Below are 26,161 nucleotides of genomic sequence, written 5' to 3'. Positions count from 1 at the left end.
GCCGCACTCCCCAGTTGCGGACCTGTTCCGGCAGTCACGAGGACCGTGCGATCCCGGGCTCAGAAGGAGAAGACGCTGACTCCGTAGGCGTCCCTCATGCACTGGTTGCCGAAGGTGCGCTCATAGGAGACGCGCTTGCCCTGCCAGACACCCTCGACCGTGACCACGACGGGATCGTAGAGCTTGGTGCACCACACATCGGTTCTGGGCGCGAGGGCGTCGAAGTCGCCGGCCACGCCCCGGAGTTCGGCGCAGGCCTGGACGGCCGCCGGATGGGTGCCGGAGGCGCCGGGGGCGCAGTTCAGCGTGACGGCACGCTCGGGCGTGGCGGTCACCGCCGACGTTCCGTGGCCGGTGGTGAGCACCAGAGCCGAGGGCGCGTAGAGCGAGCTCGGGGCGGCGACGGAGGCCCCGGTCAGGGGTCCGCAGACGGCGGCGGCGGTGAGACCGAGGGTCACTGCCCAGCGCGCGGTGGTTCGCATTGTGTGCATCCTTCCGCTTGATTCGACGGGTGCCGTCCACGGCCCGGTAGGTGCCGGGGCGGCGGGCGCCACTCTGCCGAGTCCGCGGTCGAAACACACATCGAACCCACAGGTTTCAGTAACATTGCGTATTGAATCAGTGGCGCGAAGTCACGGAGTTCACACGGGCCGACCGCCCAACGGAGCGGTTCTTGATCGCTCGAAACAGCCGAATGGCCGGTTCTCGCCGCTTCGTTAATCGTCCTGAAACATTCCGCTTCCGCTGTCGGCGGACTTCTCGGCAAGCCCTTGCCTTTGCGCCGCGCCGGAGTAATCGTCATTACATGATTACGCAGGAGCAACGAGAGAAGCTGCGCGGCTGGTTCGCCGGGCGGCTGCCCGACGACCTGTTCGAGGAACTGGTCGAGGTGACGGTGGACCGCGAGGAGATCACCGTCGTGGGGCGCATACCGGGGCCCCGGCAGGCCGAGGGCGTCTCGGACGCCGAGCGGGAGGCCGCCGTGGAGGGCCGGATCCAGGAGTTCCGGGAGCGCACCCGGCAGACGCGGATGGACGTGGCCCAGGAGGCGGAGCACCAGTTCCGCCACAAGGTGTCCTGGGGCGTGGAGTGCTCCGGGCGGCGGGCCCTGTTCACGCATGTGGCGGCGCCGGTGATGACCCGGCTGCGGCAGCCCGAACGCCAGGTGCTGGACACGCTGATCGCCGGCGGGGTGGCCCGCAGCCGCAGCGAGGCGCTGGCCTGGTGCGTACGGCTGGTCCAGAAGCACACCGACGACTGGCTGTCCGAACTGCGGGACTCGCTGGAGCACGTGGAACGGGTCCGCGCCCAGGGACCCGACACCGATCAGGACTGAGACCGGCCGCCGGCGGCCGGATCATCCCGCCGCGGCGCCCCGGGCGGCCGCGACGGCGCGGCCCGGGGCGGCCGGCGGCGAGGGAGCCGCGCGGCGGGCGTGTCAGGTGCCCGCGAGTCCGGCCGGCCGGGCCGAGGCACCGCCGGCGCCGGCGGTGGAGAGGGAGCCGGAACTCTGGGACGGGCCCGGCGGGTCGGTCAGCCAGTGCTGGCCGGTGGACCGGTCACGGGCCTTCACGACGACGTCGGCGCCCGCGTCCTCGCCGGCCGTGCCGAGCGCGAGGGTCGGGTCCCAGCGGGGCAGGAACTCGCCCTGCGCCGTGAGGTCGTAGCGCACGTCCGCGCCGCGGTCGCTGCCGGCGTCCGCGCAGGTGCCGAGGATGACGACCCCGCCGTCCGCGTGCGAGTCCAGGCACAGCCCGTGGTCGGCCACGCTGCGCAGCACGCCGTCGCTCTCGTAGGCCCACTCCTGGGTGGAGGACGAGGAGCACGTCGCCAGGACGACGCCCGCGCCGGCCTGCGGCGCCCCGTTGATGTCCAGGCACAGCTGGGCGGCGGAGTTGCGCAGCCGGGTCGCGTGGTCGGCGGCGGGGAGCCGGGCGGCCGTACCGGGGGTGGGGGTCGCGTCGGGGTCGGTGCCGCCGGGCACCAGACCGGCGGAGGCCACGGCCTCGCTGCCGTCGCCGCCGCCCGACAGCGCGCTGACGGCGAGGACCGAGGCGAGCAGGCCGGCCCCGGCGACGCCGACGCCGGTCAGCAGTGTCTTCGAGGACCAGGAGCCCGGCGGCCGGCGCACCGGCTCGGTGATGCGGGCCAGGATCCGGGTCCGTGCCGTCGCGCGGCGCCGTCCGCCTGCGGCCCGCCGGGCGGCGGCCCGGGTACGGGGTTCGCCGTCGCCCTGCCTGCGTCCGGGCCGCGAGTCGAGGTAGCGGCGGGCGCCCCAGCCGAGCACCGCTTCGACGAGCAGTGCTCCCGGTCCGCCCTCGACCTGGCCGAGCTGTTCGGCGGCGGCACGGCAGTACGGGCACTGGGCGAGATGCTCGCGGACGTCCGGCAGCAGCCCGCCGCCGCGGCGCAGCGGAACGTCCAGCAGCCGGTTGTAGTAGCGGCACTCCTGGGAGGGCGCGAGTTCGCGGTGGGCGCGGACACAGCCTTCCCGGAATTTCTCCCGGGCGTCCTCCAGAGCCGCCCCCGCGGTTGCCGTGTCCATGCCCAGCAGACCGGCCGGTACGGTTATCGGTTCCGCCTCGACCTCGACATGCCACAGCAGGCTCTGGCCGAGCACCGGAAGCCCGCGGAATGACCGCTCGGCGAGGGTGCGGTTTTCCGGTGTCATCGACTTCGCGGCGCGCATACCGCGGCCGCCGGCCGGTTTCCCGAGGTCCGGGAGAACCTCCGCTATTCGGTCCTCGGCCGACCAGTCGGCGACGGTGTCACGGACGGACACCAGCAGGCGGGGCCGCAGCGCGTCGGCGGTCTCCCCCAGCGCCACCCGGTCCAGGACCTGGTGGAACGCGGCGGCCGCGACCATGTGCGCGACGGGCCCGGAGGCCGCCAGGCAGATGACCGCGTACTCCTGCACCGGCCGCCAGTGCCGGGCCATGAGCAGCGCGGCGGACCGGGAGGCCTCGATGTCGGATCCGGCGCGCAGCGGGCCGGCGAGCGACTCGTCGGACTCCCCGGCACCACCTCCCGGCGGCGGATAGGGGGGTCGAGGCGGCTGGGGGGTGGGCACTGAGCGGATTCCTTTGGTGCGATGGTGCGTACCTTTTTGGTGCGCGTGCGGGGAGCGGGAATTGACCGGCACGGGGGGTGGTCCTGTCCCCCAACTCCGGAATATTTCCTGGCCATTACCCCCGCGGCGATGATTCACCTTCGCACAAGTCTCACACACGCAACAAGGCGCCCGTACGACATCGACAGCATTGACAGAATGTCAGAAAGAGACCCCTGGCCATTGTCCTGTCACGGCCGTATTCACTTTTACGCACACCCCGTGTGAACGGTGCGCGCACTCCGGTCCCGCGCGCACGCTCCCGTCCCGACGGCGCGAGCGGTCCACTGGTGTGCGGCCCTTCTCGAACGGCCCCGCGCGCAACGGCGGCTCTCGCGCGCGGAACAGGTCGCCGGCCCCGTTCCTCCCGCCCGTGGGCCGGCGATCCCCGAGACGCCGGAGGCGGCTTCGCCCGCACGTCCGGGCGGGTCAGAGCTGCCAGGAACGGAGCCGGTCCGCCGCGGCGTAGACGTCGGCCTTGCCGTCGATCAGGTCGCGGGCGAGGTCCACGAGGGCGCCGTACGGCGGGTCGATGCCCACGCCGCTGACGAACATGTAGGCCACGGCGGTCGCGCAGGCGAACCGGGCGTTGGCCGTGGGCAGCGGCTTGAGGAGGGCGAGGGTGTGCAGCAGGGCGGCGGCCCGCCAGGCCGGGTCGGAGTCGACCCCGAGCCGGGGCGGGTCCACGCGGTGCCGGGCGACGGCGGCGACCAGGGCGGAGAAGTCGTCGACGGTGGGCTGGTCCGGCAGCACTTCCTCGTGGCGCTGCAGGAGCCAGGGCACGTCGATGTGGATGACCGGCGGCATGGCTCAGGCGGCCTCGCCCTTCGCGGGCTGTTCGTCGTCGGGGAACGCGGCCGCGAACTCGGCGGCGTGCGCGGCGAAGAACCTGCGGAACTCTTCCGCGCCCTCCTGCAGCGCCCGGTGCCGGGCGATGTCGGCGGCGGCCGCTTCACGGACGAGGGCCTTCATGGACGTACCGCGCTCCTTGGCGATCTGCCGCAGGTCCTCTAGCTCGCGGTCGCTGAACTCCACGTTGAGAGCTGGCATGCTCCTCACGGTACCGCGCGGGTACTCACCCGTAAATACCCGCAGGTCACAGCGGAATCCAGCGGTACCGGCGGGCGGGGACCGGCCACCCGTGCGGCCGGTCCCCGCCCGGCGGCCTCAGAAGTCGAGCCTGCTGATCCGCAGGGCTCCCGAGGTCTGTCCGGGACTCGCGCTGGTCAGGGTCAGCCGGAGCCGGGAGCCGCGGGTCCGGGGGAAGGTGACGACGGTCGGGGTGTCCGAGGTGGCGGCCCAGTCCACCGTCGCGCCCTCCACCACGCGGTACGCCCCGTCGTCCCAGACCGCCACCTCCACCGCGGCGGGCAGCGCGTGGACCGCGTCCACGGTGAAGGAGACCTCCACCCGGTCGAAGGCGCGGGGACGGCCGAAGTCGACCGACACCCAGTCCCGCGGACGGGCGCCGCCGAACGCGGGCAGCAGGGCGGTGGCCGCCTTGGCGAAGGCGTTGGACCAGCCGGTGGCCGGGTCGCCGTCCAGCATGGCGGCCGGCAGGGTGTCCGGGCGGCCCGAGTAGCTCGCGTCCGGGTGGGGGCGGTCCGGCGGGGCGGGCCGGTCCGGGCCGAGGACGAGGGCGGGGGTGCGGACCGCGGCGCGCGCGGATTCGGCGCGGACGCCGACGGTGCCGCCGCGCAGGCCGTCCGCGCGTGCGGTCACCGTGAGGGAACCCGGTCGCGTACCGGCGCGGACGATGGCGAGCGCCCTGCCGTGGAAGGCGGACCGGGTGGTGGCCTGGTAGCGCTCGGCGCTCTCCTGCCGGCCGTTGTCGAGCCCGGCGAGGGAGCCGCCGGACACCGCGAAGGACACGAGGTGCTCGGCGTCGGGCACCACGACACCGTGCGCGTCGACGATCTCGGCGGTCACGAAGACCAGCGCGCGGCCGTCGGCGGCGAGGGACGTGCGGTCGGCGGTGAGGCGCACGGCGTGCGGGGCACCGGCGGTGCGCAGGACGTCGGTCGCCACCACCTTGCCCGCGCGCCGCGCCACGGCTTTCAACTCCCCCGGCTGGTAGGGCACTTTCCAGGTCAGGTGCAGTTTGCCGGCGCTGCCGTTCGGGCTGGTGTAACTGCCGGGGTACGGACCGGCGGTGAAGGTCTTGTCGTCGCCGGTGGCCTCGGTGGTCTCCAGGTAGGAGCGGCCGTCCGTCGTCGTCTTGGTGTCGAACTCCCTCACCCCCAGGGACTTCCCGTTCAGGAACAGTTCGACCGTGGGCACGTTGGCGTAGGCCCACACTTCGACCGTGTCCCCGGCCTCGTGGTTCCAGGTCGTCGGCAGCAGGTGCACCATGGGCTCGCTCACCCACTGGCTGCGGAAGAGGTGGTACATGTCCTTCGGGAAACCGGCCGTGTCGACCGCGCCGAAGAAGGACGCCTTGACCGGGAAGACGTCGTACGGCGTCGGCTCGCCGATGTAGTCGATGCCCGACCAGAGGAACTGGCCGGCGAACCACGGGCGGTCCCGGTCCTTCTTGTGGCCGTACTCGCCGCTCATCGTCCAGGAGGCCAGGTTGTTGTCGTACGACGAGGTCGCGCGGCGGCCCGGCGTGTGGTTCTCGCCCGTGTTGAGGTGCTCCGGCTCCTGGTAGGTGCCGCGGGTCGAGGTCTGCGAGGAGGACTCGGACTCGAACAGGAAGAGGTGCGGGTAGGCGGCGTGCAGCGCGTCCACGGACTTGGCGGTGTTGTAGTTGAGGCCGAGTCCGTCGAGCTTGGCGAGCATCAGGTCGGCGGCGGAGCCCGGCTTCGGCAGGCTGCGGTACTTGTCGGAGCCGATGACCAGCGGGCGGGTGTCGTCGGCGGCCCTGATCGCGGCGATGATCCGGTCGGCCATGGCGAGGCCCGCGGTGGAGGTGGAGTCGGGGATCTCGTTGCCGATGGACCACAGCACGACGGCGGGCGAGTTGCGGGCCGCGCGGACCATCTCGGTGACGTCGCTCTCGCACCACTCGTCGAAGAACCGGCCGTAGTCGTAGGCGGTCTTGCCGGTCCGCCAGCAGTCGAAGGCCTCCACCATCATGACGATCCCCAGCTCCTCGCAGACCTGGATCATCTCCGGCGAGGGCGGGTTGTGGGAGGTCCGGAAGGCGTTGACGCCCATCGACTTCATGAGGGTCATCTGCCGGCGCACCGCGTCGGCGCTGATCGCCGCGCCGAGTGCGCCCTGGTCGTGGTGGAGGTCGACGCCCCTGATCTTGGCGCGCACGCCGTTGAGGGAGAAGCCCTCGTCCGGGTCGAAGCGGTGGCTGCGGATGCCGAAGACCGTGCGGCAGGTGTCCGTGATGGTGGCGCCGACCCGGAGTTCGGTGTGCAGGACGTAGCGGTGCGGGGCTTCGATGGACCACAACCTCGGTCTCGTGACGGTCAGTTCGTGGTCCTCGTCGGTCCCGCCGGAGCCGGGCCCGGTGACCGGGACCGTGGAGGACGTCCGGGCGACGGTGCGGCCGTCCGGGTCGGTGATCCGGGAGACGACGGTGACGTCCGCGCCCTGCCCGGACGCGTCGGCCACGGTGGTCCGCACCCGCACCACGGCGCGCTCGGCGGTGATGTCCGGTGTGGTGACGTACGTCCCCCAGCGCGCCACGTGCACCGGCTCGGTGATCACCAGGCGGGCCTCGCGGTAGATGCCGCTGCCCGAGTACCAGCGGCTGCTGGGCAGCCGGTTGCGCACCCTGACCGCGAGGACGTTCGCGGTCCTGCCGTCGGTGTGCACCAGCCCGGTGAGGTCCAGGGCGAATCCGGTGTACCCGTAGGGGTGACGGCCGGCCTCGGTGCCGTTGCAGTAGACGTAGGAGTCCATGTAGACGCCGTCGAACTCGACCGAGACGCGCTTGCCCGCGCAGCCGGGCGGCAGGGTGAAGGCGAGCCGGTACCAGCCGAGGCCGCCGGGGAAGAAGCCGGTGCCGCCGGTGGTGCCGTGTTCGGTGGTGGGGGTCTGCTCGATGCTCCAGTCGTGCGGCACCGCGACCCGGCGCCAGGCCGAGTCGTCGTACCCGGGTGCGGCGGCGTCCGTCGAGGCGGCGGCCGGATCGGCGGTGCCGTCGGGATCGACGAGCGAGAACCGCCAGCCGTCCCGCAGGGCCACCGTGCGACGGCCGGTGACCTGCGTGGCCGTATCCGCCTCCGGGACCGCCAGGGCGGCCGGGGCGCCCCGGAGGGCACCGGCCGCCGGGGCTGCCGTGGCGGCTGCCAGGACCGATCTGCGTGTGACCGTCATGGTGCGGCTCTCCCTCATCAGGGCCCAGAACTACTCACAACTGATCGCGAACAAACAGATTCTGACGGTGTGCCATACGGAGGAGTCAAGGGTCCGGAGGCGACCGGTCCCGGATTTCGTCCTCTCCACCGGCCCGCGTTCGCCCCTCCGGACGAAGCCGGTCCCGCCCGGCCGGACGCCCGCGCCTGCCGGTCACGGGCGGGTCCGACGCACTAGGCTGAACACCTGTGGTGCACCTGTTGACGGTGAGTGTGCGCTTGGGAGTGGCGAGATGAGCCGGGTCTATCCGTTCGACGATGCGGCGACGGCCCGGGCTGTCATCGACGAGGACGGCACGCTGGTCGAGTGGAACGAGGGCGCGCGGCGGCTCCTCGGCCACCCGGCCGACGAGGTCGTGGGCCGGCCCGCGGCGCTGCTGCTGGCCGGGGACCCGCCGCCGGTGCCCGCCGGCACCCGCTGGGACGGCACCCTCGCGCTCCGGCACCGGGACGGCCGTACGGTCCCGGTCTGGCTCGTCGCCCACCACCGCACCGCGGCCGACGGGTGCCCCGCGCGCTGGCTCGTCTTCGCACCCGTGACCGCCGGCCGCCCCGACGAACCGGACTCGCCGCTGGCCAGGGCCGCGCTGATCCAGTCGCCGTGCGCGATCGCGGTCTACGACGAACGGCTGCGGCTGCGCCAGGTGAACGAGGCGATGGCCGAGGTCATCGGGCTGCCCGAGGAGCGGATCCGGGGACTGCGGATCACCGAGATCGGCGGCAAGCCGCAGAGCGAGGAACTGGAGCGCAAGATGCTCCAGGTGCTGACCACGGGCCGCCCGCTGGACGTGCAGACCTACATGCGCACCGGCGGGGAGTACCGGGCGCACGCCTGGCTGGCCCGGATGGCACCGGTCACCGACGCCGCCGGACGCGTGCTGGGGGTGAGCCTGGCCGCGCACGACATCACCGAGAACTACCTGGCCAGGGAGCGGCTGCAACTGGTCAACGAGGCGAGCGTGCGCATCGGCAGCACCCTGGACGTCACCCGGACGGCCCAGGAGCTGGCGGACGTCTGCGTGCCGGCCCTCGCCGACTTCGTCACCGTCGACCTGCTGGACCCGCCGGAGAACGGCGGCGACCTCCCGACCCGGTTCAGCGCGCCGGTCACCCTGCGCCGCATCGCCCACCAGTCCGTCCTGCCCGGCGTCCCCGAGGCGGTGCTCAAGCCCGGTCACACCGAGGCCTACCCGGCTTCGTCCCCGCAGGCCGATTCGCTGATCGCGGGACACACCATCGTCGCCTCGGTGGCGTCCGGCGAGATGACGCAGTGGCTGGACTGGCACGGGCTGCGCGCGGAACGGGTGCGCGAGTTCGGCGTCCACTCCTCGATGGCCGTGCCGATCCAGGCGCGCGGCACGACCCTCGGGGTCGCCGTGCTGACCCGGCACCGGCGGCCCGATCCGTTCGGCCCCGACGACGTGCTGCTGGCCGAGGAGATCACCGCGCGGGCCGCCGTCTGCGTCGACAACGCCCGCCGCTACTCCCGCGAGCGCGAGACCGCCCTGGCCCTGCAGCGCAGCCTGCTGCCCCGCACGCTGCCGCACACCGCCGCCCTGCAGGCGGCCTCCCGCTACCTGCCGGCCGCCCGCGCCGGGGTGGGCGGCGACTGGTTCGACGTGATCCCGCTGTCCGGGCTGCGGGTCGCCATGGTCGTCGGGGACGTCGTCGGCCACGGTGTGCAGGCGTCGGCGACCATGGGCCGGCTGCGGACCGCGGTGCGCACCCTGGCCGACATCGACCTGGCCCCGGACGAACTGCTCACCCACCTCGACGACCTGGTGGTCCGGCTGTCGGAGGAGCTGGGCGGCGAGGGCAGCCCCGGGGAACTCGGCGCGACCTGCCTGTACGCCGTCTACGATCCGGTGTCCCGGCACTGCACCCTGGCCCGCGCCGGTCATCCGGCCCCCGTCGTGCTGCGGCCCGGCCACCGCCTGCACGAGGTGGACCTGCCCGCCGGTCCCCCGCTGGGCCTGGGCGGGCTGCCGTTCGAGTCCACCGAGATCGAGCTGCCCGAGGGCACCGTGCTGGCCCTGTTCACGGACGGCCTGATCACCTCCCAGCACCGTGACCCGGACGCCGGTCTGCGCCTCCTCCACGAGGCGCTGGCCGCCTACAGCGACTCGCTGGACGAGACCTGCGACCGGATCCTGCACGCCCTGCTGCCGTCGGGCGGCGCGGCCGACGACGTGGCCCTGCTGCTGGCCCGCACCCAGGGCCTGCCGCCGTCCCGCGTGGCGAGCTGGGACATCCCCGCCGATCCCGCCCTGGTCGCGCCCATCCGCAAGCAGGTCGTGGAACGGCTGGAGGTGTGGGACCTGACCATGGCCTCCTTCACGGCGGAGCTGGTCGTCAGCGAACTGGTCACCAACGCCATCCGGTACGGCGCCCACCCGATCCGGCTCCGCCTGATCCACGACACGACCCGGCTGATCTGCGAGGTCTCCGACACCAGCCACACCGCCCCGCACCTGCGCCGGGCCAAGACCTGGGACGAGGGCGGCCGGGGCCTGCTCCTGGTGGCCCAGCTGACCCAGCGCTGGGGCACCCGGCACACCGGCGAGGGCAAGACGATCTGGGCCGAGCTGTCCCTCTTCCCGGAGGACGCGGTCTAGGAGCCGCTGGTCAGGACCACCAGTTGCCGGGTCGCCCGGGTCATGGCGACGTAGCGGTCGACGGCGCCCTCGACACCCGTGCCGAAGTCCTCCGGATCGACGAGGACGACCAGGTCGAACTCGAGCCCCTTGGACAGCTGCGGGGTGAGCGACCTGACCCGGGGCGTCGCCGTGAACGCCGGATCGCCGATCACGCAGGCGATGCCCTCGGCGTGCGCGGCGAGCCAGTCCTCCAGGACCGAGGCCAGCCGGTCGGCGGATCCGTGGACGACGGGCAGGCCGCTGCCGCGGATCGAGGTCGGCACATTGGCGTCCGGGAGCGCGGCCCGGATGACCGGCTCGGCCTCCGCCATGATCTCCTCGGGGGTGCGGTAGTTGATGCCGAGGGAGGCGAGGGTGATCCGGTCGAGTCCGACCCGCTCCAGCCGCTCCCGCCACGACTCCGCGAACCCGTGCCTGGCCTGTGCGCGGTCACCGACGATGGTGAAGCTCCGGGACGGGCAGCGCAGCAGCAGCATCTGCCATTCGGCGTCGGTCAGCTCCTGGGCCTCGTCGACGACGATGTGCGCGAACGGACCGGCCAGCAGGTCCGGGGTCGGGGCCGGCAGTTCGGACTCGTCGACGAGGCTGACCTTGGCGTCCTCGCCGCGCAGCATCCGCACCAGGCCCTCCCCGTCGTCCCCGTCGGCGCCGGAGTCGACGGCGGCCCCGATCAGGTTGTCCACGACCTGGGCCATCCGCTCGCGCTGGGCGGCGAGCGCGGCCTCCTGCCGCTGCCTGCGCCGGGCCGCCGCCGGGTCGCCGAGCCGCTGCCGGGCCGCGTCCAGGAGCGGCAGGTCGGACACGGTCCAGGCCTGGGGGTCGGCGCGCTGGAGCAGCCGTACCTCGTCGCGGTCGAGCCAGGGGGCGCACATCCGCAGGTAGGCGGGGACCGACCACAGGTCGCCGACCAGGTCGGCGGCCTCCAGCAGCGGCCAGGCGCCGTTGAGGGTCTCGGTCAGCTCCCGGTCCTGCTGGAGCGATCCGCGGAACCGCTCGGGCGGGACGTCGTCACCGGTGTGCTTGTCCAGCAGGATGGTGGCCAGTTCCTCCCAGATGTGGTCGCGGCCCTCGTTGTGCGGGGTGCCCGGGCCCGGCGCCCGGAACGCGTCGGCCCAGTCGGCGGCGCTGAGCCACACCTCGCCCCAGTCGGTGGTGACCGTCATGCCCTCGGCGGGCGGCTCCTCGTAGAAGCGGACGGCCGTCTCGACGGCCCGCACCAGGTCCGCGGACGACTTCAGGCGGGCCACCTCCGGGTCGGTCTCGGGTGCCGCGGTGGCGCCCTCGTCGACCAGGTCCGCCAGGACACAGGTCTGCACGCCTTCCTCGCCGAGGCTCGGCAGCACGTCGGAGACGTAGTTCAGGTAGGGCCGGTGCGGGCCGACGAACAGCACACCGCCGCGCCGGTGCCCGAGGCGCGGGTCGGAGTACAGCAGGTGGGCGGTGCGGTGCAGGGCGACGACGGTCTTGCCTGTGCCCGGACCGCCGTCGACGACGAGGGCGCCCCGGGATCCGGCGCGGATGATGGCGTCCTGGTCGGCCTGGATGGTGGCGAGCACGTCCCGCATCCGCTCCGACCGGTCGGCGCCGAGGCTCGCGATGAAGGCCGACTGGTCGTCGAGCGCGGCGTGTCCCTCCAGCCCGTCGGCGGTGAACACCTCGTCCCAGTAGTCGCTGATCCGGCCGTCGGTCCAGCGGTAGCGGCGGCGGCTGCGCAGCCCCATCGGGTCGGCGTGGGTCGCCGCGAAGAACGGCTCGGCCGCGGGTGACCGCCAGTCGAGCAGCAGCCTGCGGCCCTCGCTGTCGGTGAGCCCGAGCCGGCCGATGTACACGGGCTCGGGGTCGTCGGCGGCCACGATGCGGCCGAGGCACAGGTCGAGGCCGAAGCGGCGCAGGGTGCGCAGCCGGCCGGTGAGGCGGTGGACCTCGATGTCGCGGTCCATCGCGGCCCGGCCGGTGCCGCCCGGGGCCCTGAGGGTGGCGTCGAGGCGGTCGGAGAGGTCGGAGAGGGTCTCCTCCAGGCAGCGCGCGACGGCCGCGAAGTGCTGCTCGTCGTCGGCGATCAGGGCCGGTCCGGCCTTGGCGGAGAGGTGGTCGGGGAGGTCGAAGGCGCGGGTGGTCAGGGGATTCACTGCATCAGCTCCGTCGGGGTGCCGGACACGGCGCCGGGAACGGCGCCTGGTGGGGGCGGCTCTGGTCGGGTCTTCGGGGGCGGGTGCCGGGGGCACGGCCGTGGGGCGGTGCGCCGCTCCCCCGGCGGATGCCGGGTACGGCTACGCGTGCGGGCGGTGCGGCGGTGTCCGCCGGTGCGGTCTCGGGCGGCACGGGGGTTTTCCGTGCCGGTGCGGTCTCGGGCGGCTCCGTGGTTTTCCGCGCCGGTGCGGCCTCGGGCGGCACCGCGGTGTCCGGCGCCGGTGCGGCCTCGGGCGCCTCAATGGCCGGCGGCCGCGGCGGGAGCCGGTGGCCGCGCGGCGCGGGACGGTGCCGGCGGGGCGGCTCCGGCCGTGCCGGAGCCGCCGGGTCACGCGGACAGGGGCGGCTGCCCGTCGGTCCCGTCCAGCAGGAGCCGCGCGGCGACCGTCGCGCCGTCGGTGCGGACGTCCCCGGCGACGGCGGCCGCACGGGTGCGGACCGCGGGGGCGAGGGCGAGGGCCAGCGCGGCGGAGAGGGACTCGGTGGTCGGGGTCGGGCCGTCGTGGGCCGCGCCGATGCCCAGCTCGGCGACCCGGGCGGCCCAGTACGGCTGGTCCACGATCTGCGGGACGACCACCTGGGGCACGCCGGCCACCGCGGCGGCGGTCGTGGTGCCCGCGCCGCCGTGGTGGACGACGGCGGCCACGCGGCGGAACAGCGCCTGGTGGTTGACCTCGCCGATCGCGAGGCAGTCGGCCCGGCCGTCGATCGGCGCGAGATCGGCCCAGCCGCGCCCGACGAGCACCCGGCGGCCCTGGGCGCGGACCGCCTCGACGGCCGCGCGGGCGGCGTCCGGCGCGCCGCGCATCGCCATGCTGCCGAAGCCGACGTACACCGGTGGCTCGCCGGCCGCCAGGAAGGCCGTCAGGTCGTCCGGCAGCGGCCTCTCGTCGGGCAGCAGCCACGCCCCGGTCTGCACGAGGTCGAGATCGGTCAGGTCCTGCCACGGTCCCAGGACCGGGTCGGCCGCGAGCCAGGCCCGGCCGGTGAGGACGTGGGCGCGGACGTCGTCCACCGGGGGCAGCCCGGCGGCGGCCCGGTGGGTGTTCAGGGGTTCGCCGTACAGCGCGTCCACCCGTTCGGCGTCCACCTTCCACAGCGTCCGCAGGTCGGCGCCGGGCGGGGCCGGGCGGCCCGGCCGGCCGGCCGGCGGGAAGTGCGAGGACGGCATCCCGAACGGATGGGGGCACGCGAAGACGTACCGGATGCCGAGCCGCTCGGTCACGGACCGTACGCCGGCCGGCATCAGGCCGGTCGCCACCACCGCGTCGCACCCCTCGGCCGCCTCGGCGACCGCGCCGAAGTGCGCCGCGACCAGCTCGGCCGCGAGCCGGAAGGCGTCCGAGGGCTGCGGATCGGGCCTGGTCACCACCGAGCGCACCGACGGCCCGAACGGCACGTGCGGGACGCCCGCCCGCGCCAGCAGCCCGGCGAACTCCGGATCCGGCGGGGCGCACACCCGTACCTCGGCGCCGAGCCGGCGCAGCGCGAGCCCGAGCGCCGCCAGGGGCTCGACGTCCCCGCGCGACCCGTATCCCATCAACAACACACGCACCTGGTGAATCCCCCAAATACCGCTGGTTCTGGCTTCGGCCTGCGATTTTGCGGGACGAGGGGGGCCTTGCCGCAAGCCCCCCTGTGCGCTATAAGTTAAGAGTGGCGAGGAGAGCATGAACTCCTTGCCCTATTTTTTTTGCCGCGCCGCTCCCCGAGCGCGCGCCCCGTCCGGGCGCGCCCGTGACGGCGCTCACCGCTCCCGTCACGGCGCGCTGAGCCAGGGCCGGACCTGCTTGCGCGCCTCGTGCAGCCGCGACTTCAGCGTCCCCAGCGGAATCCCCACCCGTTCGGCGACCTCGGCGTAGTCCAGCTGGCAGATGTCCCGGTAGACCAGCGGGGCGACCAGCTGCGGGTGCTCCCGCTCCAGCCGGTCCAGCGCCTCCAGCAGATCGATCCGGGAGCCGGCGATCACGCTGGTGGTGCGCGGGTCGACGTGCTCGGCGGGCTCGATGGTGGCGGGCTGCTCCGCCGACCGCCGCTTCAGGTCCCGGTACTTCTGCCGGGAGCAGTTGGCGACGACGGTGTACAGCCAGGTGCTGAAGCGGCTGCGGCCCTCGAAGGTGGAGATCTTCCGGGAGATCTGCAGCAGCACGTCCTGAGCCGCCTCCTCGGCGTCCTCGCGGCACGGCAGGAACCGCCCGCAGCGCCGCACGACGTCCGGCCAGACCTCGGACAGCAACTGGTTCAGGGCCGCCTGGTCGCCGGCGGCGGCCCGCCGGGCGAGGTCTTCGGTCAGCGCGGCGTCCGGCACGGGAGGTCCCCCTCGAAGTCGATCTCAGGCCAGGCATGATAGTCGTATGCAACCCCTGGAGCGGATCGGCCGCTATCGCCTCGAACGGCGCCTGGGCACCGGTGCCTTCGGGACGGTCTGGCTCGCCCATGACGATCAGCTGGACGCGTCGGTGGCGGTGAAGGTGCTCGCCGACAACTGGTCCCACCGTCTCGACATCCACGACCGCTTCCTGTCGGAGGCGCGGCTGCTGCGCCGGGCCGACTCGAAGCGGGTGGTGCAGGTCTACGACATCGGTGAACTCCCGGACGGGCGGCCGTACTTCGTGATGGAGTACGCCGACGCGGGCACCCTCGCCGATCTGCTCGGGTCGGGCCCGCTGCCGGTCCCGGACGCGCTGCTGCTGACCGCGCTCGCGGCGCGCGGGGCCGCGGACCTGCACGGGGCCGGGATCGTGCACCGGGACATCAAGCCGACCAACGTGCTGCTGCGCACCGCGCAGGACGGCTCGCGGCGGGTGCTGCTGGCCGACCTGGGGCTGGCGAAGAGCCTGGCCCAGGCGTCGGGGCTGACGCTCGCCGCCGGTTCCGCGGGCTATCAGCCGCCGGAGCAGGCCGAACCCGGCGAGGGCATCGACGCGCGGGCCGACGTGTACGCGCTGGGTGCGGTGGGCTACGAGCTGGTCACCGGGACGGTACCCGCGGCGCCCGGGAAGGTGGTGCGGCCGGAGCGGCTGCGGCCCGGCCTCGGTGACGACGTGCAGCGCGCGCTGATGCGGGCCCTGGAGCCGGACCGGGAGCGGCGCTGGCCGTCGGCGCAGGCCTTCGCGGACGAGCTGGACCGGCTGTCGGCCGCCGCGGCGGCGCGCCGGCCCCGGCGTCTGGACGGCGTCCGCCGCCGCCTCAACGTCGTGACGCTGACGGTCGCCGCGGTCCTGGCGGCCGGCGGGACGGCCCTGGCGGTGACGCTGGTCGACCGGGACGGCTCGGCGGGCGACGGGACCAGGGTCGCCGACGCCACCGGGCGGGTGGTGGCACGGGTGCCGTCCGCGTGGGCAGGCGAGCTGCGCGACTCCGGCTGGAATCCCCAGGCGCTCGGGCTGGCCGCGGGGCACGAGCCGGGCCTGGAGGTCGCCGACGACGTGTCCGAGTGGCAGGACCTGAAGACGGCGGTGAACGGCGTGTTCATCGGCGTGAGCGCGCACGGCGACGTCACCGCCGAGGTGAACGGCCTGTCCCACGGGCAGTGCCACTACGACGGCAGCCGTGCCTTCTCGGGCGGCGCCTGGAAGGGCCGCGTGCGGACCTGGAGCGGCTGCTCGGGCGCGGGCGGCTCCGTCCAGGAGGCGGCGCTCGTCCCGGCCGGCGGCGCCGCCCGGCCGCAGGTGTACGTGCAGGTACGGCAGAAGGGAAAGCCCGACGAAACGGCCACGGACGGCATACTTCGCTCGATCCGGGTCACCTGACCCGACGAACCACGGCGTGCCCCCGAACTTTTCCGCCGTTCATCGCATCGGATGGAAGTGACGGCGCACGGAGCGCCTCGGGCACGCCCCGGCGGCGTGCCGACGAACACCAGGAGTGTGGAGAGACATGGCGCACACGTCCCAGTCCTTGCGGCGCGGGGCGGCCCTGCTCGCTAGCACGGTCGCCGCCCTGGGCCTCCTGACCGCCTGCGGCAACGACACCTCGGGCTCGTCACCGGAGTCGGTGTCGGGCACCGCGGCTCCCGCGACCGGCGATTCCGCGGGTTCCAGCGCGTCGGACTCCGGCACCGCGCCGTCCGGTACGGCGTCCCGGAGCACCGGATCGACGGCGACCGACGGCGCCTCGAAGGACGGCGGCTCGGCGACCGGTGGCGGCGGCACGAAGACCGCGGGCACCGCGTCCGGCAGCCGCTGCCACACCTCCGAGCTGTCCGCCTCGGTGGGCGGCAACGACCCGGGCGCCGGCCAGGAGAACTTCCCGATCGTGTTCACCAACACGTCGGGCCGCACCTGCACGGTCCGCGGCTTCCCGGGCGCGGCCTTCGTGAACGCGGCCGGCGGCCAGCTCGGCCCCGACCCGCAGCGGGAGTCCGGCAGCAGCCCCGCGACGGTCACCCTCAAGCCCGGTCAGAGCGCGTGGGCGGGACTGACCTTCTCCAACCCGGAGATCAGCGGCGCCAAGACGGCGACCCCGGCCGCGCTGAAGGTCACCCCGCCGGACGAGCGGGACGCCCTGAAGGTCACCTGGAAGGGCGGCACGGTCCCGGTGTCCGGGAACTCCTCCTCGGTGCGGCTGACCGTGCTCAGCGCCGGCACCGGTGCCTGACCCGGTCAGGCCCCGCCCGTCCGGGGCCTGACCGGCCGTACTCGGACCCCGCCGCCCACTCCCCCCGGGCGGCGGGGTTCGTCATGTCCGGGCCACGACTGTCACAGGAGTGCAACACGCGCCGCCGGTTCCGATCTTTTCCGCCGGACCGCCCATCGAACCCGTCGACCACACAGGAAGCGGGCGCCGTGAGGGCCCGGGACGACGGAATCGGGGACGGACATGAGCGGCATCTCCCGCAGGCGGATCCTGACGGCGGGCGCGACGGCGGGCGCCCTGGGTGCACTGGGCGCGGTGTCGGGGTGCTCGAACGGCGCGTGGTCGGTGGGCGGCGGAGGCGGGTCCGCCGCGGACGGCGGCAAGGACGGCGGCGCACCGGCGAAGCCCCTGAAGCTCATCGGGGACGGTTCCACCGCCGACACCGGAGCCCAGCCGCACCAGCCGAAGGCGGCGCGGCTGGCCGCCGGCGCCAGGCCGCCGCAGTTCGTGGTGTTCTCCTGGGACGGCGCCGGCGAACTCAGCAACAAGCTGTTCTCCCGGTTCCGCAAGGTGGCCGCCGACCACGGCGCGAAGATGACCTTCTTCCTGTCCGGCATCTACACCCTGCCCGAGGCCAAGAAGGACCTGTACCGGCCGCCGCAGCACGAGGTCGGCGCCTCCGCGATCGGCTACCTCTCCGACCGGCACATCCACAACACGCTCCAGCAGGTGCGCTCCGCCTGGCTGGAGGGCCACGAGATCGGCACCCACTTCAACGGGCACTTCTGCGGCAGCGACGGCGTGCGCAACTGGTCCCCGGCCGAGTGGCGCAGCGAGATCGACCAGGCGATCGGCTTCGTCACGAAGTGGAAGACCAACACCGGCTTCACCGACCTGGAGCCGCTGCCCTTCGACTACCGCAAGGAGCTGATCGGCGGCCGCACCCCGTGCCTGGAGGGCCAGACCAACCTGCTGCCCACGGCGGCGGCGCTGGGCTGGAAGTACGACGCCAGCTCGCCCGGCGGCCTGCAGATCTGGCCCGGCAAGGTGCAGGGCAACCGCATCTGGGACTTCCCGCTGCAGTCCATACCGTTCTCCGGGCACTCCTTCCAGGTCCTGTCGATGGACTACAACATGATGTTCAACCAGTCGGCCGGCAACCCGCTGGGCGACAAGGCGCAGTACGACGCCTGGCGCACCCAGGCCCGCGACACCTACCTCGCGGGATTCCAGCGCGCGTACACCACCAACCGGGCGCCGTTCTTCATCGGCAACCACTTCGAGCGCTGGAACGGCGGCATCTACATGGACGCCGTCGAGGAGGCGATCGGGAAGATGGCCGAGTACGACGACGTGCGCTTCGTCTCCTTCAAGCAGCTGGTGGCCTGGCTGGAGGCGCAGGACCCGGCCGTGCTGCGCACCCTGCGCACGCTGAACCCGGGCCAGGAGCCGACCGGCGGATGGGCCGAGTTCCTGGGTCCGGCGGGTACTCCGTCCGCGTAGCCGGATCCGTCTGCTTTCATGGGCGGGCCGCACTTGATCACGCCCCGAGGAAGCCGCCCTGAACACCCCGCTCGCCGAGACCCTGTCCGTCCTGCTCCTCGCCGCCGTCCTGGCCTGGGCCGTGATCCGGCCCCGCGGCCTGCCGGAGGCGGTGCTCGCCGTGCCCGCGGCGGGAGTGGTGATCGCCACCGGCGCGATCTCGCTCGGCCACGCCCGCGAGGAGGCCGAACGGCTCGGGCCGGTCGTCGGTTTCCTCGCCGCGGTCTTGGTGCTCGCCCACTTCTGCGACGTGGAGGGCCTGTTCCAGGCCTGCGGGGCGTGGATGGCCCGCTGGTCGGACGGGCGGCCGGTACGGCTGCTGACCGCGGTGTTCGCGCTGGCCTCGGTGATCACCGCCGTGCTGAGCCTGGACGCGACGGTGGTGCTGCTGACGCCGGTGGTGTTCGCGACGGCGGCCCGTTCCGGGGTGCGGGCCAAGCCGCACGTCTACGCGTGCACGCACCTGTCGAACACGGCGTCGCTGCTGCTGCCGGTGTCGAACCTGACGAACCTGCTGGCGTTCGCGGCGAGCGGGCTGAGCTTCACCCGGTTCGCCGCGCTGATGGTGCTGCCCTGGCTGGTGGCGATCGGCGCCGAGTACCTGGTGTTCCGGCGGTTCTTCGCCCGGGACCTTTCCTCGGCGGCGCCGGGGGCGAAGGACACCGGGGAGCCGCCCCGGCTGCCGCTGTTCGCGGTGGTCACGGTGGCGAGCACGCTCGCCGGGTTCGTGGTCACCTCCGCGTTCGGGGTCGACCCCGCGTGGGCCGCGTTCGCCGGCGCGCTGGTGCTGGCCGGGCGGGCGCTGGTACGGCGGCGGGCGACCCCGCTGTCGGTCGTGAAGGCGGCCGCCCCGGCGTTCCTGGCGTTCGTGCTCGCGCTCGGGATCGTGGTGCGGGCGGTCGTCGACAACGGGCTGTCCGACGCGCTCGGGCGGGTCCTGCCGGGCGGGACGGGGCTGCCGGCGCTGCTCGGCATCGCCGCGCTGGCCGCCGTGCTCGCGAACATCGTCAACAACCTGCCCGCGGTGCTGGTGCTGCTGCCGCTGGCCGCGCAGACCGGACCGGCGGCGGTCCTCGCGGTGCTGCTCGGGGTGAACATCGGCCCGAACCTCACCTACGCCGGTTCCCTGGCGACGCTGTTGTGGCGCAGGATCGTGCACCAGCACGATCACGGGGTGGACCTCGGCGAGTTCACCCGGCTGGGGCTGTTCGCCGTGCCGACCGCGCTGGCCGGTGCGGTGGTGGCACTGTGGGGGGCGCTCCAGGTGGTCGGGATCTAGACGGGAGGCCATGGGCATGCGGGTGATCGTCTGGCTGGTCGAGGGGACCTGGCCGGCCTGTGTGGACGCGGCGCGCGACAGCGCGCGGGACGCGGACGAGGTGGTGCTGCTGCACGTGACCGAGCCGGGGGTGCCGGGGCTCGCGCACGGCGCCTTCGCCGGGCTGCTGGGCCGGGCGGGTTCGGAACCCGACCCGGAGCAGCGGCTGGTGGCTCTCGGCGGCACGTCGGCGGTGGAGCTGCTGGACGCGGCGGAGACCCGGCTGGGCCGGCCGTGCACCCGGCTGGAGCGGGCCGGGCGCGTGGAACGCGAGGTGGTGGCGGCCGCCGGGGGCGCCGGTCTGCTGATCGTGGCACGGGACGGCGACCGGTCCCGGCTCGGGCCGCACAGCCTGGGCAAGGCGGTGCGGTTCGCCGTCGACCACGCGCCGTGCCCGGTGCTGCTGGTGTGGCCGGAGGGGGCGCCGGACCTGGCGACGATGCCGCCCCCGCCACCGCGTCACCCCTGAGTCCGTGGCGGCTCAGCGGTGGTGGTGACCACCTCCGCCGCCGCCGTATCCGCCGCCGTCGCCCCATCCGCCGCCGGAGCAGTAGCCCGGGTACTCCTCGCAGGGGTCGTAAGCGGAGGCGCTGCCCGACGGGGTGGGCCGCGCGGTGGTGCGGGTCGCGGACGGGGTGGGCCTCGGCGCGGGACTCTGCGCGGTCCCGGTCGTCGCGGGGGGCGTGGTCGGTGCCGAGGAGGGCCCAGGGACCGGCTTCGTGGTGGTGTCGGCGTCCCAGTTGACGACCTGCATCTGCAGGTCGGGCTTCGAGGTGTCCATCACCCAGCGCTGGGAGGCCGCGTTCGCCCGGGTCTTGACGACCAGGGCGCCGCCGCCGTCGGTGGCGGCGGGGGCGAGCGCGAGGTCCTGGTTCCAGCGGGGTATCAGGGCGCCCTGGAGGGTGAAGTCGTAGCGGATGCTGCGGGTGCCGGTCCCGGAGGCGGCGCAGGGCGCCAGCCGGACCGAGTAGCCGAGGCGCGAGTCCAGGCACAGACCGGGATCGGCGCCGTTGCGCAGCAGACCGTCGTTCTCGTACGTCCACTGCTGTCCGGCGGCCGAGGAGCAGGCGGCCAGTTCGGTCTCGGCGCCCTTGGCGGGCTCGCCGCCCGCCACGCCTATGCACAGGCCGGAGGCGACGTTGTGCAGGCGTCCGTGCAGGGTGCCCTGGGTGGTCCGGCCGGCGCCGACCCACGAAGGGCCCGAGCCGGCGGTGCCGGAGCCGGGCGTGGCGGAGGGCTTGCCGGCGGCCGTCGCGCCCGGTTCGTCGCCGGAGCCGAGCACCGACCACAGCACCAGCGGCAGCACGACCAGGCCGCTCACCGTGCCGACCGCGACGGCGAGGTTGCGGCGGCGCACCCGGCGGGCGGCCCGCTTCGTGGCGCGGCGGGACGGGGCGTTGCGCACCGCCGGCTCGTCGCCCGGCGTGTGAGCCGTCGTGCCGAAGGCCTCGCCGCCCTCGGGTCGGCCGTCGGCCGCGGCCTCGGGTACGGCGGGCTGTTCGGTGCGGCGGGCCCGTGACTCCAGGTAGGCGTGGGCGCCCCAGCCGAGGACGGCCTCGGCCAGGGCGAGGCCGAGGCCGCGGTTGAACGGGGCGAGCTGGTCTGCGGTGTACCGGCAGTGGACGCAGCCGTCGAGGTGCTGCCGGAGGTCGGGGTCGATGTCGACACCGCCGCGCCGGAAGGTCACGTCGATCATCCGGACGTACCGCTGGCACTCGTCCTCGTGGGCGAGTTCCCGGTGCACCTGGAGGCACTCCTCGCGCAGCCGTTCGCGGGCCCTGCGCAGTTCGGCCCGGGTGTCCTGCTCGTCGAGGCCGAGCAGCGCGGCGGGCGCGGACAGCGGCTCCGACTCGACCTCGGCGTGCCACAGCACGGCCCGCGAGGACTGGGTCAGGCGCTGGAAGGCGCGGGAGAGCAGGCGGCGGTTGGCGGGCGGCAGCAGCCGGACGGCGGCTCGCTCGCCCTCGGTGGCGCGCAGTTCGGGGTGCAGGAGTTCACCGCGGCCGTCGTTGTCCCATTCGGCGGCGATCCGGCGGACGGTGACGAGGAGTTGAGGGCGCCAGGCGGCGGTGGGACCCGCCTGGCGGAGGGATTCGCCGAAAAGCCGGGTGAATGCGGCGGTGGTGAGCATTCCCGCGCCGCGGGGTCCGTCGGTGCACAGGCGGGCGTAGGCGAAGGCCGCTTCCCAGTGCCGGTCGAGGAGTTCACCGACGGGGTGCAGGGCGGGGGTGGCGCCCGTCCATTGCTTGAGCTCGGCGCTGAGCTGCTCGTCGGTGACGTCGAACGGCCGGGCGGGGGTCGGGGAATTCCCCAGGCCTGCGTCATTCACGGCGGCATTCCTTCCAGGCGCTACGCGTGATGCGGTCCGTACCAATTGGCAGGTGACCGGTATGCGGCCCGGCCGGCACCAGGGCAGGACGGGCTGTCGGGGGTTCGGCGCTCGAACGTCCGCCGTCGGCTGCTCTTTTGAAGCGTGGGGGGCGTACGGGAGCGGCCTCGCGCACGCGGGAAATCAATTGTCCGCATGCCGGCACGGCACACCTTTGCACAGGCCGACGGAGCAGAACAAGAGATCCCTTGGTTTTGCGCATTGCCCTGAACCCGGGTTAATTTGACCCGCCGTCAATGAGCGAGTGGGCACCGTGTCGCTGTATCGACATCGCAATTGAGGCGAGGAATACGGGACGACGACGGTGTTCTCCGCGCCAACCATTGCGGCCCGGTCCGACCTGCGCGGACCGCCCGCCCGACGGCGACCGGAAACCAATGGCCGTGCTCCTCAGAGGCGTTCACCGGAACGGTAGGCGCCGGGCGGGACCCCGTATCGCTCGCGGAAAACAGCATGAGCGGCGAGCGGGTCTTGCTGCCGGAGAGCGTGGGGGCCGGTCCGTGCGGGACCGAGTGGTCGTGACGCTCGGGCCCGCGGGTGGGGGCCGGCCGCGCGGCTCCCCCGCCCCTTCGAAGCACCGGACAGGGGCCGGTCTCAGTGGCCGGCGACGGGGCGGGGGCCGTAGGGCTCTTGCAGCTCTTCGAGTTCCTTGTCGCTGAGCGCCAACTCCACCGCCGCCACCGCGTCGTCGATGTGGTGCGGCTTGGACGCGCCGATGATCGGGGCCGTCACGGTGCTCTGGTGGAGCAGCCAGGCCAGCGCGACCTGGGCCCGGGTGACACCCCGGTTCTCGGCGATCCGGGTGACCGCCTCGACGATCGCCCGGTCGCCCTCGTGGTAGAGGCGGCTGCCGAAGTTGTCGGTGGCGCTGCGCTCGGTGACCGTGCCCCAGTCGCGGGTGAGGCGGCCGCGGGCGAGCGGGCTCCACGGCAGGACGCCCACGCCCTGGTCGGCGCAGAGCGGCAGCATCTCGCGCTCCTCCTCGCGGTAGAGGAGGTTGTAGTGGTCCTGCATGGAGACGAACCTGGTCCAGCCGTTCCGCTCGGCCGTGTACTGGGCCTTGGAGAACTCCCAGGCGTACATCGAACTCGCCCCGATGTAGCGGGCCTTGCCCGCCTTGACGACGTCGTGCAGCGCCTCCATCGTCTCCTCGACCGGCGTCTCGTGGTCGAAACGGTGGATCTGGTAGAGGTCGACGTAGTCGGTGCCGAGGCGGGCGAGGCTGTGGTCGATCTCGGTGAGGATCGCCTTGCGGGACAGACCGCCGCCGTTGGGGCCGGGGCGCATCCGGCCGTGCACCTTGGTGGCGAGGACGATCTCGTCGCGGCGGGCGAAGTCGCGCAGCGCCCTGCCGACGATCTCCTCGCTGGTGCCGTCCGAGTAGACGTTCGCGGTGTCGAAGAAGTTGACGCCCGCCTCCAGCGCCTGCCGGATCAGCGGGCGGGAGGCCTCCTCGTCGAGGGTCCACTCGTGGGTGCCGCGGTCGGGCAGGCCGTAGGTCATGCAGCCGAGGCAGATCCGGGACACGTCCAGACCGGTCCGGCCGAGCTTCACGTACTCCATCGTTGTCTCCCGCCGTCGAGATCACGTCGTACAGAGCCGAGCGTACGTCGGCCGGCCGGCCCCGCGCGGCGTGGGCGGCCGCCGGACGCGTCAGCCGCGCTCCAGCAGGTCCAGCACCCGTTCCCAGGCGAACTCGGGCCGCCCGCCGTCCACTTCGCCCGCGCCGGTGTGCGGGTCGCCGAAGCGGACGCCCAGCCCGCGCAGCCGGGCCACGCTCTCCCGGTAGGCGGGGTGCGCGGCCAGCGCGTCGGCGACGCAGGGCAGGACCGCTATCGGGACGCCGAGGCCCAGGGCCTCGCAGAGGGTGCCGACGGCGAGGGTGTCGGCGAGCCCGGCGGCCCATTTGTTGACGGTGTTGAAGGTCGCGGGCGCGACGGCCACCGCGTCCGGTGCCGGAAAGGGGCGCGGGTCGGAGGGGCGGCGCCACGCCGACCGGACCGGGCGGCCGGTGCGCGCCCGGACCTCGTCGGCGTCGAAGAAGCCGTTCATCGCCACCGGGGTGGCGATGACCCCGACCTCCCAGCCGCGTTCCTGGGCCGCGCCGATCAGCCTGCCGACGCCCGCGGCGACGCCGGCCCCGCAGACGACGAGGTACAGGAAGGGCTTCGGGGACGCTTCGGTCATCCGGGAACCCTACGCGGGCGCTACCGGAGCGGGAACGACCGGCCCCGCTCGGACTCCGGGCGCGGACCGTGGACACGGCGTTCGCCCTCCTCGATCCGGACGTCGTTGATGCTGGCCTCGCGCCGGGTCATCAGGCCGTGGCCGTCGAACTCCCAGAGTTCGTTGCCGTACGACCGCCACCACTGGCCGGACGCGTCGTGGCACTCGTACTGGAAGCGGACGGCGATGCGGTCGCCGTCGAAGGCCCACAGGTCCTTGCGGAGCGCGTAGTCGAGTTCCCGCTCCCACTTGGCGGTGAGGAACTCGACGATCTCGGCGCGGCCGGTGACGAAGGTGTCCCGGTTGCGCCAGACCGAGTCCTCGGAGTAGGCGAGCGCCACGCGCTGCGGGTCGCGGGTGTTCCAGGCGTCCTCGGCGGCCTGGACCTTCTGGAGGGCGGTCTCGCGGGTGAAGGGCGGCAGGGGCGGACGGTCGGCCATGGGTCTCCTCCTCAGACGGAGAACGTACGTTCTCCGGGTCGCTGCTAACGTAGGAGAACGCACGTTCTCACGTCAAGGAGCCATCAGGAGTGGTCATGGACAGCGCGGTCGCGCGGGAGCAGGCCCTGGACGCCGCCGAGCGGCTGTTCTACGGGCGCGGGGTGCAGTCCGTCGGCATGGACGACATACGCGGCGCCTCCGGAGTCTCCCTCAAACGGCTCTACCAGCTCTTCCCCGCCAAGGAGCAGCTCGTGGTGGCCTATCTGGAGCGCCGGGACGTGCGCTGGCGGCAGCGGCTCGCCGCGCACGTCGAACGGCAGCCGGACCCCAGGCAGCGGCTGCTCGCGGTCTTCGACTGGCTGGCGGTGTGGTTCGGCGAGGCGGACTTCCGGGGGTGCGCGTGGATCAACGCGTACGGCGAGCTGGGCGCCACCTCCGAACGGGTGGCGGCCCAGGTGCGGGGCCACAAGCAGGCCTTCCGGGACGGTCTCGCCCGTCTGGTGGCCGACGCGGGCCTCGACCCCGCGCTCACCGGGCCGCTGTTCCTGCTGGCCGAGGGCGCGATGGTGACCGCGGGCATCACCGGCAGCACGGAGCCCGCGACGGTGGCCCGCGAGGCCGCCCGCACCCTGCTGCGCGACCGCTGAGGCGGGGCCGCGCAGCAGGGCGCGGGCGGCCGTTACCGGGCGGTCCGCGTGGTCAGGCCGCGGCGAGCGCCGTGAGTGTCGCGCGGGCCCGGTCGAGCGAGGCTGCCGCCGCCGCTTCCCGGCCGGCCAGGAAGGGCAGCACGTCGACCCGGGTCAGCTCCGCGGCCACCGGGTGCAGGTGCTCCGGGCGGACGCCCAGCCTGCCCCACCAGGCCCTCAGGTACGGCGTCTGGAAGTCGCGGGCCGCCTGGCCGGTGTCCGGGCCGTAGGCGCCGCCGCGGGCCATGACCGCCACCACCCGGGTGCCGGCCAGCAGGCTCTCCCCGCTGTCCGGGTGCAGGAAGGCGCCGGGGAAGGTCACCCGGTCGATCCACGCCTTCAGCGCGGCGGGCACCGAGAAGTTGTACATGGGAACGCCGAGCAGCACCGTGCGGGCGGCTGCCAGTTCGGTGACCAGGGGCAGCGTCAGCTCCCACTCCCGCGCCTCGGCCGGGCTCTCCACCAGCGCGGAGACCTTCGCGGGCGGCACCAGGCCGACCCGCTCCACGCGGCGGCCCAGTGTCGTGTAGGCGCCGGTCAGCGGCGGCACCGCGGTGGCGGCCAGGTCCCGGTGGCGGTACTCCGCCGCCGGGTGCCGTGCGCGCCAGGCGCGGGCGAAGTCCGCGGTGAGACGCCTGGTCACGGAGTCGGCGGGCGCGTCGGCGCTGGAGTCGATGTGCAGCAGCATGGGGTGGTCACCTCGGTCGGGTCGG

Annotated in this window: 21 protein-coding genes; 8 read left to right on the top strand and 13 right to left on the bottom strand. The window is 73.8% G+C overall.

Annotation, left to right across the window (positions count from 1 at the left end):
- Positions 1–59: 59 nt before the first annotated feature.
- Positions 60–482, bottom strand: a complete 423-nt coding sequence (locus ACIQOE_RS33945) for a subtilase-type protease inhibitor (RefSeq protein WP_351327482.1) — start codon at positions 480–482, stop codon at positions 60–62.
- A 323-nt stretch (positions 483–805) separates the two neighbouring features.
- Here ACIQOE_RS33945 and ACIQOE_RS33940 point away from each other — a divergent pair, with 323 nt between their 5' ends.
- Positions 806–1,336 (top strand): hypothetical protein, encoded by a 531-nt coding sequence (locus tag ACIQOE_RS33940; protein WP_351327484.1) that lies wholly within the window; start codon positions 806–808, stop codon positions 1,334–1,336.
- A 102-nt stretch (positions 1,337–1,438) separates the two neighbouring features.
- On the opposite strand, the gene ACIQOE_RS33935 is transcribed toward ACIQOE_RS33940, so the two are convergent.
- The 4 genes from ACIQOE_RS33935 to ACIQOE_RS33920 form a co-directional block, all read right to left on the bottom strand.
- Positions 1,439–3,070, bottom strand: coding sequence for an RICIN domain-containing protein (locus ACIQOE_RS33935; RefSeq protein ID WP_365558780.1), 1,632 nt, complete (start codon positions 3,068–3,070; stop codon positions 1,439–1,441).
- A 468-nt stretch (positions 3,071–3,538) separates the two neighbouring features.
- On the bottom strand, positions 3,539–3,916 hold the full coding sequence (locus ACIQOE_RS33930) for a toxin Doc (RefSeq protein WP_365558782.1): 378 nt from the start codon (positions 3,914–3,916) through the stop codon (positions 3,539–3,541).
- Positions 3,917–3,919: 3 nt separating this feature from the next.
- A complete protein-coding gene (locus ACIQOE_RS33925; protein ID WP_351327490.1) occupies positions 3,920–4,159 on the bottom strand; it encodes a hypothetical protein in 240 nt (79 codons plus the stop codon).
- A gap of 117 nt (positions 4,160–4,276) precedes the next feature.
- Positions 4,277–7,384, bottom strand: a complete 3,108-nt coding sequence (locus tag ACIQOE_RS33920; protein WP_401415551.1) for a glycoside hydrolase family 2 TIM barrel-domain containing protein — start codon at positions 7,382–7,384, stop codon at positions 4,277–4,279.
- Positions 7,385–7,655: 271 nt separating this feature from the next.
- On the opposite strand from ACIQOE_RS33920, the gene ACIQOE_RS33915 reads away from it, so the two are divergent.
- Positions 7,656–10,037 (top strand): SpoIIE family protein phosphatase, encoded by a 2,382-nt coding sequence (locus tag ACIQOE_RS33915; RefSeq protein WP_401415549.1) that lies wholly within the window; start codon positions 7,656–7,658, stop codon positions 10,035–10,037.
- Here the strand turns inward: ACIQOE_RS33915 and helR are convergent.
- The 3 genes from helR to ACIQOE_RS33900 all read right to left on the bottom strand — a co-directional run bounded on the left by helR (position 10,034) and on the right by ACIQOE_RS33900 (position 14,577).
- A complete protein-coding gene (gene helR, locus ACIQOE_RS33910) occupies positions 10,034–12,208 on the bottom strand; it encodes an RNA polymerase recycling motor ATPase HelR (protein ID WP_401415547.1) in 2,175 nt (724 codons plus the stop codon). The genes ACIQOE_RS33915 and helR overlap by 4 nt on opposite strands.
- A gap of 389 nt (positions 12,209–12,597) precedes the next feature.
- Positions 12,598–13,824, bottom strand: a complete 1,227-nt coding sequence (locus tag ACIQOE_RS33905) for a glycosyltransferase (RefSeq protein ID WP_401415545.1) — start codon at positions 13,822–13,824, stop codon at positions 12,598–12,600.
- 204 nt (positions 13,825–14,028) lie between these two features.
- Entirely contained in the window at positions 14,029–14,577 is a 549-nt protein-coding gene (locus ACIQOE_RS33900; protein WP_351327500.1) for a sigma-70 family RNA polymerase sigma factor, read from the bottom strand.
- A 46-nt stretch (positions 14,578–14,623) separates the two neighbouring features.
- On the opposite strand from ACIQOE_RS33900, the gene ACIQOE_RS33895 reads away from it, so the two are divergent.
- The 5 genes from ACIQOE_RS33895 to ACIQOE_RS33875 all read left to right on the top strand — a co-directional run bounded on the left by ACIQOE_RS33895 (position 14,624) and on the right by ACIQOE_RS33875 (position 20,176).
- Positions 14,624–16,021 carry a serine/threonine-protein kinase gene (locus tag ACIQOE_RS33895; protein ID WP_351327502.1) on the top strand — a complete coding sequence of 466 codons (1,398 nt, stop codon included), beginning with the start codon at positions 14,624–14,626 and terminating at the stop codon, positions 16,019–16,021.
- Between the two features lie 127 nt (positions 16,022–16,148).
- Positions 16,149–16,868, top strand: coding sequence for a DUF4232 domain-containing protein (locus ACIQOE_RS33890; protein ID WP_365558793.1), 720 nt, complete (start codon positions 16,149–16,151; stop codon positions 16,866–16,868).
- Positions 16,869–17,090: 222 nt separating this feature from the next.
- Positions 17,091–18,350 carry a hypothetical protein gene (locus ACIQOE_RS33885; protein ID WP_401415542.1) on the top strand — a complete coding sequence of 420 codons (1,260 nt, stop codon included), beginning with the start codon at positions 17,091–17,093 and terminating at the stop codon, positions 18,348–18,350.
- A 58-nt stretch (positions 18,351–18,408) separates the two neighbouring features.
- On the top strand, positions 18,409–19,668 hold the full coding sequence (locus ACIQOE_RS33880; RefSeq protein WP_401415853.1) for an arsenic transporter: 1,260 nt from the start codon (positions 18,409–18,411) through the stop codon (positions 19,666–19,668).
- Positions 19,669–19,684: 16 nt separating this feature from the next.
- Positions 19,685–20,176 (top strand): universal stress protein, encoded by a 492-nt coding sequence (locus ACIQOE_RS33875; RefSeq protein ID WP_365558796.1) that lies wholly within the window; start codon positions 19,685–19,687, stop codon positions 20,174–20,176.
- A gap of 12 nt (positions 20,177–20,188) precedes the next feature.
- Here ACIQOE_RS33875 and ACIQOE_RS33870 read toward each other — a convergent pair whose 3' ends face one another.
- The 4 genes from ACIQOE_RS33870 to ACIQOE_RS33855 all read right to left on the bottom strand — a co-directional run bounded on the left by ACIQOE_RS33870 (position 20,189) and on the right by ACIQOE_RS33855 (position 24,762).
- Positions 20,189–22,036, bottom strand: coding sequence for a ricin-type beta-trefoil lectin domain protein (locus tag ACIQOE_RS33870; RefSeq protein ID WP_401415540.1), 1,848 nt, complete (start codon positions 22,034–22,036; stop codon positions 20,189–20,191).
- A gap of 654 nt (positions 22,037–22,690) precedes the next feature.
- On the bottom strand, positions 22,691–23,659 hold the full coding sequence (locus tag ACIQOE_RS33865) for an aldo/keto reductase (protein ID WP_401415538.1): 969 nt from the start codon (positions 23,657–23,659) through the stop codon (positions 22,691–22,693).
- Between the two features lie 90 nt (positions 23,660–23,749).
- Entirely contained in the window at positions 23,750–24,283 is a 534-nt protein-coding gene (locus tag ACIQOE_RS33860; RefSeq protein ID WP_362646195.1) for a flavoprotein, read from the bottom strand.
- A gap of 20 nt (positions 24,284–24,303) precedes the next feature.
- A complete protein-coding gene (locus tag ACIQOE_RS33855) occupies positions 24,304–24,762 on the bottom strand; it encodes a nuclear transport factor 2 family protein (protein ID WP_351327516.1) in 459 nt (152 codons plus the stop codon).
- A 95-nt stretch (positions 24,763–24,857) separates the two neighbouring features.
- Between ACIQOE_RS33855 and ACIQOE_RS33850 the strand changes: the two genes are divergently transcribed.
- Positions 24,858–25,409 carry a TetR/AcrR family transcriptional regulator gene (locus tag ACIQOE_RS33850; protein WP_399009333.1) on the top strand — a complete coding sequence of 184 codons (552 nt, stop codon included), beginning with the start codon at positions 24,858–24,860 and terminating at the stop codon, positions 25,407–25,409.
- A 52-nt stretch (positions 25,410–25,461) separates the two neighbouring features.
- Here ACIQOE_RS33850 and ACIQOE_RS33845 read toward each other — a convergent pair whose 3' ends face one another.
- A complete protein-coding gene (locus ACIQOE_RS33845) occupies positions 25,462–26,136 on the bottom strand; it encodes an FMN-dependent NADH-azoreductase (protein ID WP_401415535.1) in 675 nt (224 codons plus the stop codon).
- Positions 26,137–26,161 lie beyond the last annotated feature (25 nt).

Origin of the sequence: Streptomyces sp. NPDC091282, from assembly GCF_044757385.1 — a bacterium.
Classification (GTDB): Bacteria; Actinomycetota; Actinomycetes; order Streptomycetales; family Streptomycetaceae; genus Streptomyces; species Streptomyces gramineus.
The sequence above is the reverse complement of the archived record's forward strand: the minus strand, read 5'-3'. Positions and strand labels throughout refer to the sequence as shown.

Coding starts and splice junctions, on each gene's coding strand:
- ACIQOE_RS33915 (WP_401415549.1), top strand. CDS start 7,656: ATGAGCCGGGTCTATCCGTTCGACGATGCGGCGACGGCCCGGGCTGTC.
- ACIQOE_RS33920 (WP_401415551.1), bottom strand. CDS start 7,384: ATGACGGTCACACGCAGATCGGTCCTGGCAGCCGCCACGGCAGCCCCG.
- ACIQOE_RS33940 (WP_351327484.1), top strand. CDS start 806: ATGATTACGCAGGAGCAACGAGAGAAGCTGCGCGGCTGGTTCGCCGGG.
- ACIQOE_RS33930 (WP_365558782.1), bottom strand. CDS start 3,916: ATGCCGCCGGTCATCCACATCGACGTGCCCTGGCTCCTGCAGCGCCAC.
- ACIQOE_RS33885 (WP_401415542.1), top strand. CDS start 17,091: ATGAGCGGCATCTCCCGCAGGCGGATCCTGACGGCGGGCGCGACGGCG.
- ACIQOE_RS33895 (WP_351327502.1), top strand. CDS start 14,624: ATGCAACCCCTGGAGCGGATCGGCCGCTATCGCCTCGAACGGCGCCTG.
- ACIQOE_RS33875 (WP_365558796.1), top strand. CDS start 19,685: ATGCGGGTGATCGTCTGGCTGGTCGAGGGGACCTGGCCGGCCTGTGTG.
- ACIQOE_RS33890 (WP_365558793.1), top strand. CDS start 16,149: ATGGCGCACACGTCCCAGTCCTTGCGGCGCGGGGCGGCCCTGCTCGCT.
- ACIQOE_RS33845 (WP_401415535.1), bottom strand. CDS start 26,136: ATGCTGCTGCACATCGACTCCAGCGCCGACGCGCCCGCCGACTCCGTG.
- ACIQOE_RS33860 (WP_362646195.1), bottom strand. CDS start 24,283: ATGACCGAAGCGTCCCCGAAGCCCTTCCTGTACCTCGTCGTCTGCGGG.
- ACIQOE_RS33925 (WP_351327490.1), bottom strand. CDS start 4,159: ATGCCAGCTCTCAACGTGGAGTTCAGCGACCGCGAGCTAGAGGACCTG.
- ACIQOE_RS33865 (WP_401415538.1), bottom strand. CDS start 23,659: ATGGAGTACGTGAAGCTCGGCCGGACCGGTCTGGACGTGTCCCGGATC.
- ACIQOE_RS33945 (WP_351327482.1), bottom strand. CDS start 482: ATGCGAACCACCGCGCGCTGGGCAGTGACCCTCGGTCTCACCGCCGCC.
- ACIQOE_RS33855 (WP_351327516.1), bottom strand. CDS start 24,762: ATGGCCGACCGTCCGCCCCTGCCGCCCTTCACCCGCGAGACCGCCCTC.
- ACIQOE_RS33850 (WP_399009333.1), top strand. CDS start 24,858: ATGGACAGCGCGGTCGCGCGGGAGCAGGCCCTGGACGCCGCCGAGCGG.